This window comes from Streptomyces yatensis (genome assembly GCF_018069625.1).
Classification (GTDB): Bacteria; Actinomycetota; Actinomycetes; order Streptomycetales; family Streptomycetaceae; genus Streptomyces; species Streptomyces yatensis.
The window spans coordinates 6740242-6755620 of the sequence record NZ_CP072941.1 but is presented as its reverse complement, the minus strand read 5'-3'; the positions used below and the strand labels follow the sequence as shown (position 1 = coordinate 6755620).

The window sequence follows — 15379 nt, the reverse complement described above, 5'->3', positions numbered from 1 at the left end:
GATGTCGCAGATGCCGCAGCCAGCCCAGCTGTCAGCCTGCCCGACCTGTGATGAGCCGCCGCAGGCGGGAGACAGATACTGCGATCAGTGCGGTGCGGATCTGGCGGCGGCGGCCGCGCCGGCGGCGCAGGCGCCCGGCGACCTGCCGGTGCCCCCGCAGCTGAACGGCGCGGTGCGCTCCCCCCACTCGGAGCCGGAGCCGGACGACTACGAGCTGGCCGCCCCGGCCCCCGACGGGTACGGACAGCCGGCCGATCCGCGGGCCGCGGGGGCGCTCGGCGTGCCCGAGGCGGCGCCACCCACCGAGACCGGCACCCCCGCGGAAATCGACACGGGGGTCAACGCGAGTACGCACACCAGCGCGGCGACCAGCACGGGCAGCATGGCGGGCACCGGCGCCGGGGCGGACCCCCGGCTGCCCGGCGGCGAGCACCGTCCCCGGTGCGCCGCGTGCCAGGAGGGCACCATCGACCAGGACGGATACTGCGAGCGCTGCGGACACGCACAGGCACGGACACGCGACCATATGGAGAGCGAGTTGGAGGGCATCGCGGCGGCCAGCGACCGAGGGCTGCGCCATCACCGCAATGAGGACGCGTTCGCGGTGTCCGCCGCCGCGCTGCCCGACGGCTCCCCGGTCATGGTCGCCGTGGTGTGCGACGGCGTCTCCTCGGCCACCCGCCCCGACGACGCCTCGGCCGCCGCGGCCCATGCGGCCGGTGAGGCGCTGCGGGCCTCGCTGCCGCGCGGCGCCCATCCCCAGCAGGCCATGAACGAGGCGATCGTCGCCGCCGCCGAGGCGGTCAACTCCCTGGCCGTCGAGACCGGCGCGGCCGCCGCGCACCCCGAGGGCCAGCGCCATCAGAACGCACCGGCGTGCACCATCGTCAGCGCCGTCGTCACCAGCGACATCCTCACCATCGGCTGGGTCGGCGACAGCCGCGCCTACTGGGTCCCCGACGACCGTACGGCCCCGCCCGCCCGGCTCACCGAGGACGACTCCTGGGCGGCCCAGATGGTGGCCGCCGGGCTGATGTCGGAGGCGGAGGCGTACGCGGACGAGCGCGCCCACGCCATCACCGGCTGGCTCGGGGCGGACGCCTATGAGCTGGAGCCCCACACCGCCTCCTACAAGCCGGACCGGCCGGGCGTCGTGGTGGTGTGCACCGACGGGCTGTGGAACTACGCGGAATCGGCGGAGCAGATGGCCCGCGCGGTGCCGCCGGACGCCCGCTCCCGGCCGCTGAACAGCGCCCAGATCCTGGTCGGCCACGCCCTCGACGGCGGGGGCCACGACAACGTAACAGTGGCGGTCGTGCCGTTCCCCGCAGCCCCGGGCCGGGCAGGATCCGCCTGACGGTCGCCAAGGAGCGGATGATATGGCCCATTTCTCGACGCCCGACGCGCCGCGGTTCTCGGTCGAGGTCTATCAGAACGAGTACCTCCCCGAGGGAGGCCGCGAGGTGAACGCGATCATCACCGTCACCTCGTCCGGCGGCGGGGCCGCGGGAGGCCCGCCGATCCCCGCTCCCGCCGCCGCACCCGACGTGTACGACGGCGTCCCCGGTGCGTATGACGGCGTCCCGGGCGCGTCCGACGGCGTCCCGGGCGCGTCCGACGGCCTCCCCGGCGCGTCCGACGGCGGGGGCGTCCCGGGCGGGGCCGCCGCCCGCGCGGCCGTGGTGATCATGGTGGACTGCTCCGGCTCGATGGACTATCCGCCGACGAAGATGCGCCACGCGCGGGAGGCGACCGCCGCCGCCATCGACACGGTGCGCGACGGTGTCGCCTTCTCCGTGGTGGCGGGCACCCACAAGGCGGTCGAGGTCTTCCCTGGGAACGGGCAGCTGGCCATCGCCGATCCGCTCACCCGCGCCCAGGCCAAGGACGCGCTGCGGAGCCTGAGTCCGGGCGGCGGCACCGCGATCGGCACCTGGCTGCTGCTGGCCGATCTGCTGCTCAGCTCGGCCGATGCCACGATCCGGCACGGCATTCTGCTCACCGACGGCCGGAACGAACACGAGGAGCCGGCGCGGCTGCGGGCGGTGCTCGACGCCTGCGCGGGCCGCTTCACCTGCGACGCCCGCGGGGTGGGCACCGACTGGGAGGTCGAGGAGGTCACCGGGATCGCCTCCGCCCTGCTCGGAACGGCCGATATCGTCGCCGATCCCGCCGGACTCTCCGCGGACTTCACGCGGATGATGGAGGCGGCGATGGGCAAGGAGATCGCCGACGTCAGCCTCCGGCTGTGGACCCCCAAGGGCGCCGAGGTGGCGTATGTGAAACAGGTCGCACCGACGGTCGAGGATCTGACCGCCCGCCGGGTCGAGGCCGGTCCGCGCGCGGGCGACTATCCCACCGGGTCCTGGGGCGATGAGTCCCGCGACTACCACCTGTGCGTGAGAGTTCCGGCGGCGGAGGTCGGCCAGGAGATGCTCGCGGCCAGGATTTCCCTGGTCCAGCCGCCGCCCGAGGGGGTCGGCAGTCCGCCGAGCCCGCTGGCCCAAGGGCTGGTACGTGCGGTGTGGACGGCTGACCTGGCCGTCTCCACCGCGATGAATCCGCAGGTGGCGCACTATACGGGCCAGGCCGAACTGGCCCAGGTCATCCAACAGGGCATGAATGCCCGCAAGTCCGGCGATGCCGAACAAGCGACCGCGAAGCTGGGGCGTGCCGTACAGCTGGCGACCGCATCGGGGAACGAGGACACGGCGAAACTGCTTGCGAAGGTGGTGGACGTCCTCGATGTGGCGGCAGGTACTGTGCGACTGAAGGCGAAGGTCGCGGAGGCGGACGAGATGACCCTCGAAACGCGCTCCACCAAGACAGTTCGCGTCAAGAAGTAGCACATAACCAGCACTCACGTAGCACTTCTCGGCAGAAACACCGAGAAAGCCACAAGAGGGGGATCCGACATGCCGACCTGTCCCAACGGCCACCACTCGGCGGCCGACGACTGGTGCGAGGTGTGTGGCCACCGGATGTCGGGGACACCCATGCCCTCCGGTGCCGCCTCTCCACCTCCGCCACAGCCCGCGCCGGGTGGCCACGGCGTGCCCGTGCCACCGGGCGGCTACGGGAGTCCGGGGCCGGGCGGCCCACCGCCGCCCGGCGGCGCGGGGGGCTACGGCTATCCGGCGCAGCAGCAGGAGCTGTGCCCGCAGTGCCGTACGCCGCGTGAGGCGCAGGCTCCGTTCTGCGAGGAGTGCCGGTTCAACTTCCAGACGCATACGCCTTCTCCGTACGGTCCGCCGCAGGGCGGTTACGCGCCACCGCAGCAGCCGGGGCCCGGGGTGCCGCATGTCCCGCACCCGGGGCAGGGCGGCGCCGGCCACTCCCCCGGTCAGGGGTTCGGCGGCGACAGCGACTGGACGCTTCCGCCGCCGCAGCAGGGCGGCACGCCCCCGCACGGCGCACCGCAGCAGGGCGCCCCGGGCCATGGCCAGGGCGCGCCCCCGGCCGCGCCGCAGTACGGCTACGGCTACCCGCAGGCCCCCGCGCCCCCCGCCCAGCCGTACGGGAACGAGGGGTACGCCCCGCCCCAGCAGCAGGGGCCGGGCCACCAGCCGCAGCAGCAGCACCCCGGCGCCCCGCAGCACTCGACGCCGCCCGTCGGCGCCCAGTTCGGCCAGGGCGGGGTTCCGTCGTCGGCGCCCGGCAACTGGATAGCCGTCGTCGCCCCGGACCGTGAGTACTTCATGGCGATGATGAACCGCAGCGGCCCCGAGGCCGCCGGGCTGAACCTCCCGGCCTACTCCCCCGAGCAGCAACTGCCGCTCAACGGCGGCCAGATCACCATCGGCCGGCGCCGCCACAGCACCGGTGAGGCCCCCGACATCGACCTCGGGCGCCCGCCCGAGGACCCGGGCGTCTCGCATCAGCACGCACTCCTCGTCCAGCAGCCCGACGGCGTCTGGGCGGTCGTCGACCAGGACTCGACGAACGGGACGACGATCAACGGCGGCGAGGAGCCGATCCAGCCGTTCGTGCCGGTCCCGCTCCGGGAGGGCGACCGCGTCCACGTCGGCGCCTGGACGACGATCACGGTGCGCCGGGGCTGAGGCCAGGACGGGCGGGGCGGACGGCGCGGGCCTGGAGGATCTGGGCGGCGCGGCGCGGAGGGCCGGAGGGCTGGTGGCCTAGCAGGGCTGAAGCCCGGGCTGAAGGCCGCTGGGAGGGCCCAGCGGCCAGCCGTAGGCGCCCTCCGGGTCGTCCAGCCAGGCCCATTGGCGCTCGCCCCGCACCGTCACCCCGTAGCGCTCCCGCCCCGGCCTGCCCTCGTGCTCCCACAGCGCGAGGGCCTCGACCGGCTCCATATGGCCCGCGGCCACGTTCAGCAGGAAGCGGAAGGAGTCGTCCAGCAGCGGCCGGGACGGCAGGCCGTGCGTGGGCACCTGAGGCGGCGGGCCGCTGCCGCGCAGCGGAACGAAGTACGCGGGCAGGGCCAGAAAATGCCCCTCCGCATGGCGGGCGTCGGCGACCCTCAGGGCGATCAGCCCGGTCGCGAGCGGCGTCAGGATCAGCGCACCCGGCCGGCACTGGCCGATCCATGCGGACGGGATGGACGCCACGGCGCAGGTGGCGATGATCCGGTCGTAGGGGGCGTGCAGCGGACAGCCGCGCGCCCCGTCGCCCGTGACGACGGCGGGGCGGAATCCGGCGGCGGCCAGATGGTTGCGGGCGGCCTCGGTGATCTCCGGGTCGAGGTCGAGGGTCGTGACGTGGGTGTCGCCGAGCCGATGGGCCAGCAGCGCGGCGTTGTAGCCGGTGCCCGCGCCGATCTCCAGCACCCGGTCCCCGTCCCGCACCTGGAGCGCCTGGAGCATCCGCGCCATCAACGACGGCTGGCTGCTGGAGGTGATCAGCTCACCGTCGCGCACCCGCGTGGCGAGCGGGGCGTCCGCGTACGCGCCGGCCAGCCAGCGGGCCCGCCGCAGCGGATGGGGATCGTCGCGCCACAGCCGGGTGTAACCGACCGTCCCATGCGCCGCACCGGCCTTTGCCGCCCCTGCAGTCTCACGGCTGGGCCCACCAGCCGCGCCCGTGCCTGCTTCGCCCGCACCTGCCGCGCCCATGTCTGCCGAACCTGCACCGGCCGCGCCCGTGCATGCCGTAGCCTCCGCGCCTGCCGTGCCTGGCGTGCCTGTCGCACCCGCCGTACCTGCCGTAGCCGCCTCGTCCGCCGTGCCTGGCGCACCCGCCTCGCCTGCCGCACCCACCGCCCCTGGCGCGCCCGCCGTGCCTGTCGTGCCTGCCGCACCCGCCGTACCCGCCGCCGCGCCCGCCTCCCCCGCCTCACCTGTCGCACCCACCGCGCCTACCGCCCCTGGCGCGCCCGCCGTGCCTGTCGTGCCTGCCGTAGCCGCCGCACCTGCCGTACCCGCCGCCGCGCCCGCCTCCCCCGCCGCGCCTACCGCCCCTGGCGCACCCGCCGTACGTGGCGCCGTGCCCGCTTCCCCCGCCTCGTAGTAGTAGGGCACGAAAAGGTGTCGCGGCACCTCCTCGAAGGCCGCCCGCCAGGCGGGGTCCGTGAGCCCGCCGCCCGCCACGATCTCCCGGACCAGCCCGGCCCGTACCGCCGCGGCCTCCTCGGCGCACCCATCGGCCTCCCGGCCCATACGCCTCCCCCGCGCCACACGCTCCACGGCGTCCGGCGCACTGCGTGTGCCACCGCCCGTGCTGCCCATGACTCCACTCTCCTGCGCCCGCCCTTCGGCCGCGACCCACGCCCCCTTTTCCAGCCGGGGGTGTCTGAGACCATGGAGGCGTGAAAGAGATTCCGCGAGGCACACTTCAGGAGCAGACCTTCTACGAGCAGGTCGGCGGCGAGCAGACCTTCCGGCGTCTGGTCCACCGCTTCTACCAGGGGGTCGCCGAAGACCCGCTGCTCCGGCCGATGTACCCCGAGGACGACCTGGGACCGGCCGAGGAACGGCTCGTACTCTTCTTGATGCAGTACTGGGGCGGCCCCCGCACCTACAGCGACAACCGCGGCCACCCGCGGCTGCGCATGCGCCACGCCCCCTTCACCGTGAACCGCGCCGCCCATGACGCCTGGCTGCGCCATATGCGCGACGCGGTCGACGAGCTGGAGCTGGCCCCGGAGCTCGAGGGCCAGCTGTGGCACTATCTCACCTACGCCGCCGCCTCCATGATCAACACGGAGGGCTGACCCCGTAAAAGGCCCCGAGGGCCGGCCCGGCGGGCCCAGAGGGCTGATCCGGCGGGCCCAGGCGGCCTCAGGCGGGTGTGACGGACAGGCCGGAGAGGCCCGACGTACGCACCGCGATCGAGCCGTACGGAGTGCGCAGCCGCAGCCAGCCGCCCGCGGCGAGCAGCGCCAGCGGCTCGGCCGCGGTGTCGGGCGCGACCGTGGCCACACCGCCCCCGACACCGGCACCGGCACCGGTGGCGGAGGCGGCCGGCGCCGCCGCCCGGACCGGGCGCAGGAAGCCCAGCGACTGGGCGGCATGCACGGCGCGCAGCGGGAGCCCGGTGTCGCCTAGCGTGCGGGACCAGATCTCATGGCCGATGCGGTCGCGCTCGGCGCGCGTACGGCGCTCCTCGGGGAGTTCCGCGTCGCGGGCCCGGAACTCGGCGACGGCGGCGGCGACCGCCCCACGCACCTCGTCCACGCCCGGCAGGCCGTTCACCCGGCGCCAGCCGCCGCGCGGCGGCAGCAGCCCGGCCCACGGCGGACCGGTGACGGCCTGCGGCACGGTGACCACCAGGCCCCGGTCGCGGTCCTCGGTCCCGTCGGCGGTCCGCCCGGCCCGCGCCGTGTCCAGCGCGTCCCCGAGCTCGCCCGCCGAGACCGTCGTATCCAGCACGCCGGGCCCGCTCGCTCCGGCCTCCCCGGTCCCCCCGGCCGCCTCGGCCGCCTCGGTGCCGATGATCGCCTCGAGCCGCGCCGTACGGATCGCGAGGACCTCGAAGGACGGCGGCCGGCCGAAGACGGCGAGCACACCGCCGCCCGCCTGCAGCCGTACCGCCGCCGCCCGGTCGTAGTGGATCAGCCGGGCCAGGAAGGCGGCGAGATCGGCCGCCTCCCCGGCGTCGGCGAAGTGGAGCTCCTGGCCGGCGGCCGTCATACGGCGACGGCCCCCTCCGACCGCTCGGCCCCACCGGCGGGCTTCGCGGACGCCTTGCCGGAGCCCTTCTTCACCGGGTCCGGCTCCAGGTACTCGGTGAGGAACTTCTCCTCTTCCGGGGAGACCCGGCGCGGACGGCCCTGGTCGAGGTCGTAGGGCACGATGCGGGTGGCGGCACGCACATACAGTGCGTCCTCGTCCTTGATCTCGTAGCGCAGGGTGAGATACGCGGCCTTGATCTCCGTCACCCAGGTCTCGATCGTCACCGGGCTGTGCCGGTGGACGAGGGGCTTCAGATAGTCGATCTCATGCCGGGCCACGACCACGCCGCCGGTGAACGCGTCACTCCCGTTCCCCGGCGCCAGCCGCCACATGAAGTCGACCCGGGCCTCCTCCAGGTAGCGGAGGAAGGTCACGTTGTTGACGTGGCCGAACGCGTCCATGTCGGACCAGCGCAGGGGACAGGGGTAGATATGGCGTGCCATCCACTCAGCCCCGGGTGAGCTTCTTGTAGGTGGCGCGGTGCGGACGGGCCGCGTCCGGGCCGAGCCGCTCGACCTTGTTCTTCTCGTACGACTCGAAGTTGCCCTCGAACCAGAACCACTTGGACTCGCCCTCGTACGCCAGGATGTGCGTGGCGACGCGGTCGAGGAACCAGCGGTCGTGGGAGACGACCACGGCGCAGCCCGGGAAGTCGAGCAGCGCGTTCTCCAGCGAGGACAGGGTCTCGACGTCGAGATCGTTGGTGGGCTCGTCGAGGAGCAGCAGGTTGCCGCCCTGCTTGAGGGTGAGCGCGAGGTTGAGGCGGTTGCGCTCACCGCCCGAGAGCACCCCGGCCGGCTTCTGCTGGTCCGGGCCCTTGAAGCCGAACGCCGAGACATAGGCGCGGGACGGCATCTCGACCTGGCCGACGTTGATGTAGTCGAGCTCGTCGGAGACGACCGCCCACAGCGTCTTCTTGGGGTCGATGTTGGCGCGGCTCTGGTCGACGTAGGAGATCTTGACGGTCTCGCCGACCTTGATGCGGCCCGCGTCGGCGGTCTCCAGGCCCTGGATCATCTTGAAGAGCGTGGTCTTACCGGCGCCGTTGGGGCCGATGACGCCGACGATGCCGTTACGCGGGAGGGTGAAGGAGAGGTCGTCGATGAGGACCTTCTCGCCGAACGCCTTGGAGAGGTTCTCCACCTCGACCACGACGCTGCCCAGGCGCGGGCCCGGCGGGATCTGGATCTCCTCGAAGTCCAGCTTCCGGGTCTTCTCGGCCTCGGCGGCCATCTCCTCGTAACGGGTCAGCCGGGCCCGGGACTTGGCCTGGCGGCCCTTGGCGTTGGAGCGGACCCAGTCCAGCTCCTCCTTGAGGCGCTTGGCGCGCTTGGCGTCCTTCTGGCCCTCGACCTTCAGCCGGGCCTGCTTCTTCTCCAGGTAGGTGGAGTAGTTGCCCTCGTAACCGATGGCGCGGCCGCGGTCGAGCTCCAGGATCCACTCCGCCACGTTGTCCAGGAAGTACCGGTCGTGGGTGATGGCCACGACGGTGCCCGCGTACTTGGCGAGGTGCTGCTCCAGCCAGTTGACGGACTCGGCGTCCAGGTGGTTGGTGGGCTCGTCCAGCAGCAGCAGGTCGGGGGCCTCGAGCAGCAGCTTGCAGAGCGCGACCCGGCGCTTCTCACCACCGGAGAGGGTGGTGACCGGCCAGTCGCCGGGCGGGCAGCCGAGGGCGTCCATGGCCTGCTCGAGCTGGGCGTCCAGGTCCCAGGCGTTGGCGTGGTCCAGGTCCTCCTGGAGCTTGCCCATCTCCTCGAGCAGCTCGTCGCTGTAGTCGGTCGCCATCTGCTCGGCGATCTCGTTGAAGCGGTCCAGCTTGCCCTTGGTCACCGCCACGCCGTCCTGGACGTTCTCCAGCACGGTCTTGGACTCATCCAGCGGGGGCTCCTGGAGCAGGATGCCGACGCTGTAGCCAGGGGAGAGGAAGGCGTCACCATTGGACGGCTGCTCCAGGCCCGCCATGATCTTCAGCACCGTCGACTTACCGGCGCCGTTGGGGCCCACGACACCGATCTTCGCGCCGGGCAGAAAGCTCAGCGTGACGTCGTCGAGGATCACCTTGTCGCCGTGCGCCTTGCGCGTCTTGCGCATGGTGTAGATGAACTCAGCCAAGAGAAACCGTCCGGCAATCTGGTAGGTATCGAGGTGCGGCTCCGCCGCGGGGTCCGTATCCGTGGCAGCTCCACCGCATGAGGGTAGATACAGCCATCTTGCCGTACGCCAAGCCCGAGGCGGAAACCCGTTTGGTCCGGCGTGCGGGGTGAGTCCGGCATCCGCGGCTCCCGCGTACCCCGGCATCCGCCGCCACCGCGACACGAAGGGCCGGAACCTCCGCGAGGCTCCGGCCCTCCATCACCGCGTTTTCGACGGTCACCACACTCGGTGACCTTCGCTTCACTCAGCGATCACAGCTGCCCTGGCGTCGCCGCCCGGGCGTTTCACTGACCCGCGGGCGCCTTCTTCTTGCGGACGAAGAACACCGCGCCACCACCGACGACGACCAGCGCCACGGCGATGCCCGCGATCATCGGGGTGTTGCTGCTGCTACCGGTCTCGGCCAGGTCGCCGCCGGAGGTGTCACCGCCGGTGCTGCCACCGGCCGACGCGGCGCTCGGCTGCGAGGAGGGGGTGTCGCTGCCGCCGCCGCTGCTGGCGGTCTTGCAGTCGAGAACGCCGGAGAAGGTCTTCTCGAAGCCGTTCGGACCGGTGATGCTGAACTTGTAGCTCTGGTCCTCCTTCACCGGGGCGGTGACGGTCTTCGACTGACCCGCCTCGACGGTGTACTTCTGGCCCAGCAGCTCGAAGGTGAACGCCTCGTCGCCCTTGTTGCTGGCGGTGATGTCCACGCCGCCCTTGGCGCAGTCCTTCTCGGCGGAGACCGCCGGGACCGCGCCCTTCTTCGCCCAGTTCGCGGTGGCGGTGGCGGAGACGGTGCTCTCGCTGGACCCGGCCAGGATCTGGGTCTGGCTCTTGGTGGCGCTGGCGAACGCGCGGCCCACCGGAACCTTGGTGGCGGCCTGGGCGGTCAGCGTGGCGGAGCCGTCCGCCGCGCCCTCCGGGACGTCGAAGTACACCTCGCCGCCGTCGGCGGCGCTGGTGATGGTCTTGCCGCTCTTGTCGACGAGCTTGACGCCACTGCCACCGGCCTCGGTGCCCGGGGTCAGGGTGACGCTGTCGGCGTTGGTGTGGACCTTGACCGGGCCGAGACGCTCACCGGCCTTGCCGGAGACGGCCGGCGGGTCCAGGCTCAGCGACGCCTTGGGCTCCTCGAGGTTCTGGGCGCTCTTCTCGAGGTAGTCGGCCAGCTTCTCGGCCTGCGGGTCGACCGCGTCGACCTTCGCATTGTCGGAGAAGCGCCAGATGGCGACCTGCGTACCCGCGGCGGCGGTCTTCTCGGTGAGGGCACCGGTGCCGGCCGTCTTCGCCAGCGCGCCGAGGTCGTTCACCTGCGGGTAGGAGTTCTGCAGAACCCAATTGATCTTGCCCGCGTTGGGGTTGTTCGCCAGCGACGTCTCGGCCCAGGACTTCTCCTCGTACTTGGCCTTGCTCTGCGTCGGGTTGTGCAGATCAATGCAGTACGTCTGGATGGAGCCGCCGTTGTCGACCGACATCTCGAAAAGGCCGGCGCCGACCTGCTGGTCCTTGCCGTTCTCGTGGATGACGGCCTTGTCGAACGTCTTGAGACCGCCCAGCGTGGCGGTGGCGCCGCCCTGGCTCGGGGGCGCGTCATCGGCGGCGGCGGTACCGGCGGTGAACAGCGCACCCGCCGCGACCAGACCGGACGCCAGCACGGCGGCCGCAAGGCGGGCAGCGCCCCGCCTCCTAACAGAAATCATGATTTCCCTCCGGGCGAGCACCAGTCAGTTGGTGCGCCTCGCCAGCGAACTCAAAACTCAGGAACCCCCGTTGGGCACGCACGGATCCTAGGGAGAAAAGCGGGGCCTGTTCCCCGCCAATACCTAGACCCAACCGATCCGAATCGGAATCGTTATCAATCTTCAGATCCCATATGAGCTGGGTTTATCGACAAGTCTCCCGTGCTCGCGGCCGCTCACGGGGAGGTTGTCCCGGTCAGTGTGTTTAGAAGCGGTTTAGCCTGTGAAACCCGGCGAAAAGCGGATGTACCCCGCGTGAGGTCATGGCCGACGGCCATCGCGTCGATCTCCGCGGTGACCCAGCGCCTGGACTGATTCGCGCCGCCGCCGGAATCCGCCCCCGGGGCCGCGGGCGCGGCCGTGCCTCCCCCTTCTCCCTGAACCGGCCGGCCCCTCTCCCGCTCTCGCTCCCGGTCCCATTCGCGCTCCCGCACCCTCAACGTCCCATGGACAACGAGGGGTTCACCGAGCGATACCGACCCGGCGACATTCGCGGCGAGCGTGCGCCACGTCCAGACCGTATAGAAACTCGTGTACGCGTCCGCCCACGCTTCCCGCCCCCGGTCCCACCGGCGCACCGTCACCGCCAGCCGGAACCGGGCCACCGCGACACCCGCCGCCGTCTCCCAGAAGTCCGGCCGCGTCGCGGCATTGCCCACCACGGTCACCCAGCTCTCGTTCACCGGCTGCTCCCCCATCGATTCCCGGCTCTGTCGTGCTGTTCGTGGACCATGCTGCCCGGGATCGCGAGGCCGCGCCGGGCCCTGTGCACGACCCCGCGGTTGTGGACAACTCGGTCACCCGCCCGGGTGACCGCCCGTCACGCGTCGCCCGCCGCGATGACGTACTGCGCCCGTACCTCCCCGTACCGCGCCAGCTCCGCCTCCACCGGCTCCAGCACCCGCCTGGCCCCGCACTCGGCCGCCGCCTCCCGCAGCCGGCCCTCCACCGACCGGCCATGGCGCCGGGCGGGCCCTCGCGCCGCCACCCGGGAGCCCCACGCCAGCGCCGGGCCGACCGCCGCACCGCCCACCAGCAGCGCCGGCATCCACCACTGCGGCCCGCCGAACACCCCGGCGGTGGCTCCCAGCAGCCACAGCACCCCCACCACTTGCAGCACCAGCAAGGTCACCTGAGCCGCCGCCACCATCGACCACCACACGGGCCGGACCGGCTGCCGGTCCACCGCCGCGGCCGCCACCGCCTCGTCGACCGCCTCCGCCAGCCCCCTGCCGCCCCACCCCGCCGCCTCCCGCACGGCCTGCGCCCATGGGCCGGGCAGCCCGGCCGTCGCCTGGTCCCCGAGCGTCCGTACCGCCTCTTCCACCGCGGGGCGCGCCGTGACCGCCTCCGCCGCCACCGTGCGCGCCCGCGCGCCCGGGATCTCCATCCGCTCTCCGGCTCCGGGGGTTCGCGAGGTCCGGGAGCCGCCCGAAGCGCGGGCCTTCCTCGCCCGCATCCGACCCCATGGCGTTCCGCACCGCCACTCCGCGTCCCTCAGCCAGGCGCGCTCCGCCGCCTGTCCGGCCGCGGCCGCGCCCGCCGCCTCGGCCAGCCGGTCCTCGAACTCCGCCCGCGCCCGCTCGGTGAGCCCGACCGGCCCGTTGTCCGCCACATACTGCGGCCGCAGCCGCGTCATCGTGCCGTCCACATCGGCCGACAGCCGGCGCTCGGCCGCCCCGCACTCGGCCGTGAGCCGCCCGAGCGTCTCCCGCAGCTCCCCGACGCCCTCGCCGGTCAGCGCGGACAGCGCCAGCACGGCCGCCCCCGGCTCCCCGTGCTCCCCGAGGGCGAGCCCGTCCTCGTCCAGCAGCCGCCGCAGATCGTCCAGCACCTGGTCGGCGGCCTCGCCCGGGAGCCGGTCCACCTGGTTGAGCACGACGAAGGTCACCTCCGCATAACCGGCGAGCGGCCGCAGATAGCGCTCATGGAGGACCGCGTCCGCGTACTTCTCGGGGTCCACCACCCACACCACCGCGTCGACGAGCCCCAGCAGCCGGTCCACCCGCTCCCGGTGGCCCGGGGCGGCCGAGTCGTGGTCGGGCAGGTCGAGGAGGACGAGACCGCGCAGCGCGGGGTCATACGGATAGCCCGGATTGCGCCGGTCCACCGCCGGGATGCCGAGCCGGTCCAGCAGGCCGTCGGCGTGGTCGGTCCAGGCACAGGCGAGGGGCGTGGCGGTGGTCGGACGGCGGATTCCGGCCTCGGAGAGGGGGGCTCCGGCGAGGGCGTTGAACAGTGTCGACTTACCGCTTCCGGTGGCCCCGGCGACGGCGACCACGGTGTGCCCGTAAGGATGCCGTCCCCGCGCGTCCGCCTCGTCCAGCACCCGCGCGGCCCCGGCGAGCGTGCGCCCCTCGAGCCGGGACCGGGACAGCCCGACCAGCTGGCGCAGGGCCTCGAGACGGGGCCGCAGGGTGCCCGTGGCGAAGCTGCGGACACCCGCCTGGTACACGGCGTAGGGAGGGCCGCCGAAGGACCGCCGGGCGGTCTCCTCCCCCGGGAAGTAGCCCGCCGTGGCGTGGGGAACGCCCGCCGCGGCCTCCTCCGGCCTCCCCTCGTCCACCGCGCGGACTGGGCGGGCCCCGGTGCGGCCTCCGGTCCAGCGGTGCGCGCGCCGGGCGATCAGGCCGTCGTCCCAGGTGTGGCGGCCCCCCGCCGCCCGGTCTCCCCCGCCGCCCTCGTTGCCGCCGTTGCCCTCCGTGGCCGTCACCGTCGGTCACCTCTCCTTCTGCAGTACGGACAGCGCGGCGATCAGCTCGACCTGGTGCTCCGGGGACATGTCCAGGGCGTCCAGCGGAGCCAGCCTGCCGTCGCGCTCCGCCCGCATGGCGCGTGTGACACAGCTGTCGAGCAGCCGTCCGCCGCGGTCGCCCAGGCGCAGCGCCGCATGCGCGCCCAGGGTCTCGGCGAGCTTCTCGCCCGCCTTACGGGCGCGGCGTCCACCCAGCAGGGACGCGGCGAGCAGGGCGGCGATCTCCTCCGGCGCACAGCTGCCCCCGTATTCGGCGATCCGGGCCCGGGCCTCCTCCTCGGCCAGTTCCTCGGCACAGCGCCGCCAGTGCCGTACGGCCACGCCGATCCGCTCGGCGGCGCCGGGCGTGTCGCACGGAGCGAGCCCGGCCTGGGCGACCGGGTCCTGCCTGCCGGCCTCCGCGACCCGCTCGTCCGCGGTGGCGGCCGCACCGCGCAGCAGGGTGGCCAGGGAGTCGGTGAGAGCCGTAAGGAGCTCATCGGGGGTGCTGTCATGCGGCAGGCCGTGCCAGTGGGTCAGCGCACCGCCCGCGAGCGCCGCGCCCTGCGCGATCTCGCGCCGCACCCGCTCCACGGCCTCCCCGTACGCGCCCTCGACCCGCTGGACCAGCCGCACCGCGGCCGCGTGCTGTGCCGCCGCGGCCCCCGCCAGCGCGGGCATCCGGGAGCTCAGCGAGGCGAGCGTCCCGGCGGCCGTGCGGGCGGCGGCGACGGTACGGGCGTACGGATCCTGTGCGTGCTGGGTGAGCCAGGACCGCAGGGCGGCGACGGCGGTGGCCGGCAGCAGGCCACTGCCGCCGCCCGCGGACTCGGGGAGCTCGGGGATGGTGAAGCGCGGGATATCGCCGAGCCCGGCCGCCGTAAGGAGCGCGGCGTACTGCCGGGAGACCTCGGCGGCCACCTGGTGCGGCACCCGGTCCAGGACGGTGACGAGGGTGACGTCATACTCCTTCGCGGTCCGCAGCAGATGCCAGGGGACGGCATCGCCGTAGCGGGTGGCCGTGGTGACGAGCACCCAGATATCCGCGGCGCAGATCAATTCCGCGGCCAGATCGCGATTTCGCGCGACCAGCGAGTCGATGTCGGGCGCGTCGAGCAGTGCGAGCCCCCGCGCCAGCCCCGGGTCGGTCTCCACCCGCAGCGCCGCCGGCCCCTCCTGCGCCCGCCCCTCCTCGTCGTACGCGCTCTCCGCCCGCTCCCCCTGCGCCGGCACCCACACCCGGGTGAGCCGCGGCAGCACCCGCTGCCCGGCGAACCAGGGGTGGTCGTCGGGGTGGCACACCAGCACCGGCGTACGCGTCGTGGGCCGCAACACACCGGCCTCGGTGACCCGTCGGCCGACCAGCGAATTGACGAGGGTCGACTTGCCCGCCCCCGTCGATCCCCCGATTACCGCCAGCAGGGGCGCTTCGGGGGCGCGCAACCGGGGCACGAGGTAGTCGTCCAGTTGAGCGAGCAGCTCGGCTCGGCTGCGGCGAGCGCGGTCGGCGCCGGGAAGGGGGAGCGGAAACCGAGCGGCGTCGACACGGTCGCGCAGTGAGGTCAGCGCGTCGAGCAGCCGGGGCCGTACGTCCAAGATCGCCACGTGGTGAAGAATGCACGCTTTTGGTGCCTTTT

General features: G+C 73.2%; 12 protein-coding genes and 1 pseudogene. 4 read left to right on the top strand and 9 right to left on the bottom strand.

Annotation, left to right across the window (positions count from 1 at the left end; all coding sequences use genetic code 11):
- Position 1: 1 nt before the first annotated feature.
- The 3 genes from J8403_RS27910 to J8403_RS27900 all read left to right on the top strand — a co-directional run bounded on the left by J8403_RS27910 (position 2) and on the right by J8403_RS27900 (position 4061).
- Positions 2-1357 (top strand): PP2C family protein-serine/threonine phosphatase, encoded by a 1356-nt coding sequence (locus J8403_RS27910; protein ID WP_211125581.1) that lies wholly within the window; start codon positions 2-4, stop codon positions 1355-1357.
- A gap of 22 nt (positions 1358-1379) precedes the next feature.
- Positions 1380-2846, top strand: a complete 1467-nt coding sequence (locus J8403_RS27905; protein WP_211125580.1) for a vWA domain-containing protein — start codon at positions 1380-1382, stop codon at positions 2844-2846.
- A 69-nt stretch (positions 2847-2915) separates the two neighbouring features.
- Positions 2916-4061: an FHA domain-containing protein gene (locus J8403_RS27900; protein WP_211125579.1), complete on the top strand. Its 1146-nt coding sequence runs from the start codon at positions 2916-2918 to the stop codon at positions 4059-4061.
- Positions 4062-4139: 78 nt separating this feature from the next.
- Here the strand turns inward: J8403_RS27900 and J8403_RS27895 are convergent, their stop codons facing one another.
- Together J8403_RS27895 and J8403_RS43840 are read right to left on the bottom strand one after the other, a co-directional pair.
- Positions 4140-5075, bottom strand: coding sequence for a methyltransferase domain-containing protein (locus J8403_RS27895; protein WP_211125578.1), 936 nt, complete (start codon positions 5073-5075; stop codon positions 4140-4142).
- A 372-nt stretch (positions 5076-5447) separates the two neighbouring features.
- Positions 5448-5618 (bottom strand): annotated as a pseudogene (locus J8403_RS43840) (methyltransferase domain-containing protein); the annotation flags it as partial.
- Between the two features lie 149 nt (positions 5619-5767).
- Between J8403_RS43840 and J8403_RS27890 the strand changes: the two are divergent.
- Positions 5768-6172, top strand: a complete 405-nt coding sequence (locus J8403_RS27890; protein ID WP_211125577.1) for a globin — start codon at positions 5768-5770, stop codon at positions 6170-6172.
- Between the two features lie 67 nt (positions 6173-6239).
- Here J8403_RS27890 and J8403_RS27885 read toward each other — a convergent pair whose 3' ends face one another.
- The 7 genes from J8403_RS27885 to J8403_RS27855 all read right to left on the bottom strand — a co-directional run bounded on the left by J8403_RS27885 (position 6240) and on the right by J8403_RS27855 (position 15338).
- Positions 6240-7091, bottom strand: coding sequence for a DUF8185 domain-containing protein (locus tag J8403_RS27885; protein WP_211125576.1), 852 nt, complete (start codon positions 7089-7091; stop codon positions 6240-6242).
- On the bottom strand, positions 7088-7576 hold the full coding sequence (locus J8403_RS27880; RefSeq protein ID WP_211125575.1) for an acyl-CoA thioesterase: 489 nt from the start codon (positions 7574-7576) through the stop codon (positions 7088-7090). The genes J8403_RS27885 and J8403_RS27880 overlap by 4 nt, the downstream gene beginning before the upstream one ends.
- A gap of 4 nt (positions 7577-7580) precedes the next feature.
- Positions 7581-9245, bottom strand: coding sequence for an energy-dependent translational throttle protein EttA (ettA, locus tag J8403_RS27875; RefSeq protein WP_211125574.1), 1665 nt, complete (start codon positions 9243-9245; stop codon positions 7581-7583).
- Between the two features lie 326 nt (positions 9246-9571).
- Positions 9572-10969, bottom strand: coding sequence for a Cys-Gln thioester bond-forming surface protein (locus tag J8403_RS27870; protein WP_211125573.1), 1398 nt, complete (start codon positions 10967-10969; stop codon positions 9572-9574).
- A 215-nt stretch (positions 10970-11184) separates the two neighbouring features.
- Positions 11185-11691: a single-stranded DNA-binding protein gene (locus J8403_RS27865; RefSeq protein WP_211125572.1), complete on the bottom strand. Its 507-nt coding sequence runs from the start codon at positions 11689-11691 to the stop codon at positions 11185-11187.
- A 137-nt stretch (positions 11692-11828) separates the two neighbouring features.
- Entirely contained in the window at positions 11829-13721 is a 1893-nt protein-coding gene (locus J8403_RS27860) for a GTPase (RefSeq protein ID WP_211125571.1), read from the bottom strand.
- 6 nt (positions 13722-13727) lie between these two features.
- Positions 13728-15338 (bottom strand): dynamin family protein, encoded by a 1611-nt coding sequence (locus J8403_RS27855; RefSeq protein WP_211128453.1) that lies wholly within the window; start codon positions 15336-15338, stop codon positions 13728-13730.
- Positions 15339-15379: the final 41 nt, after the last annotated feature.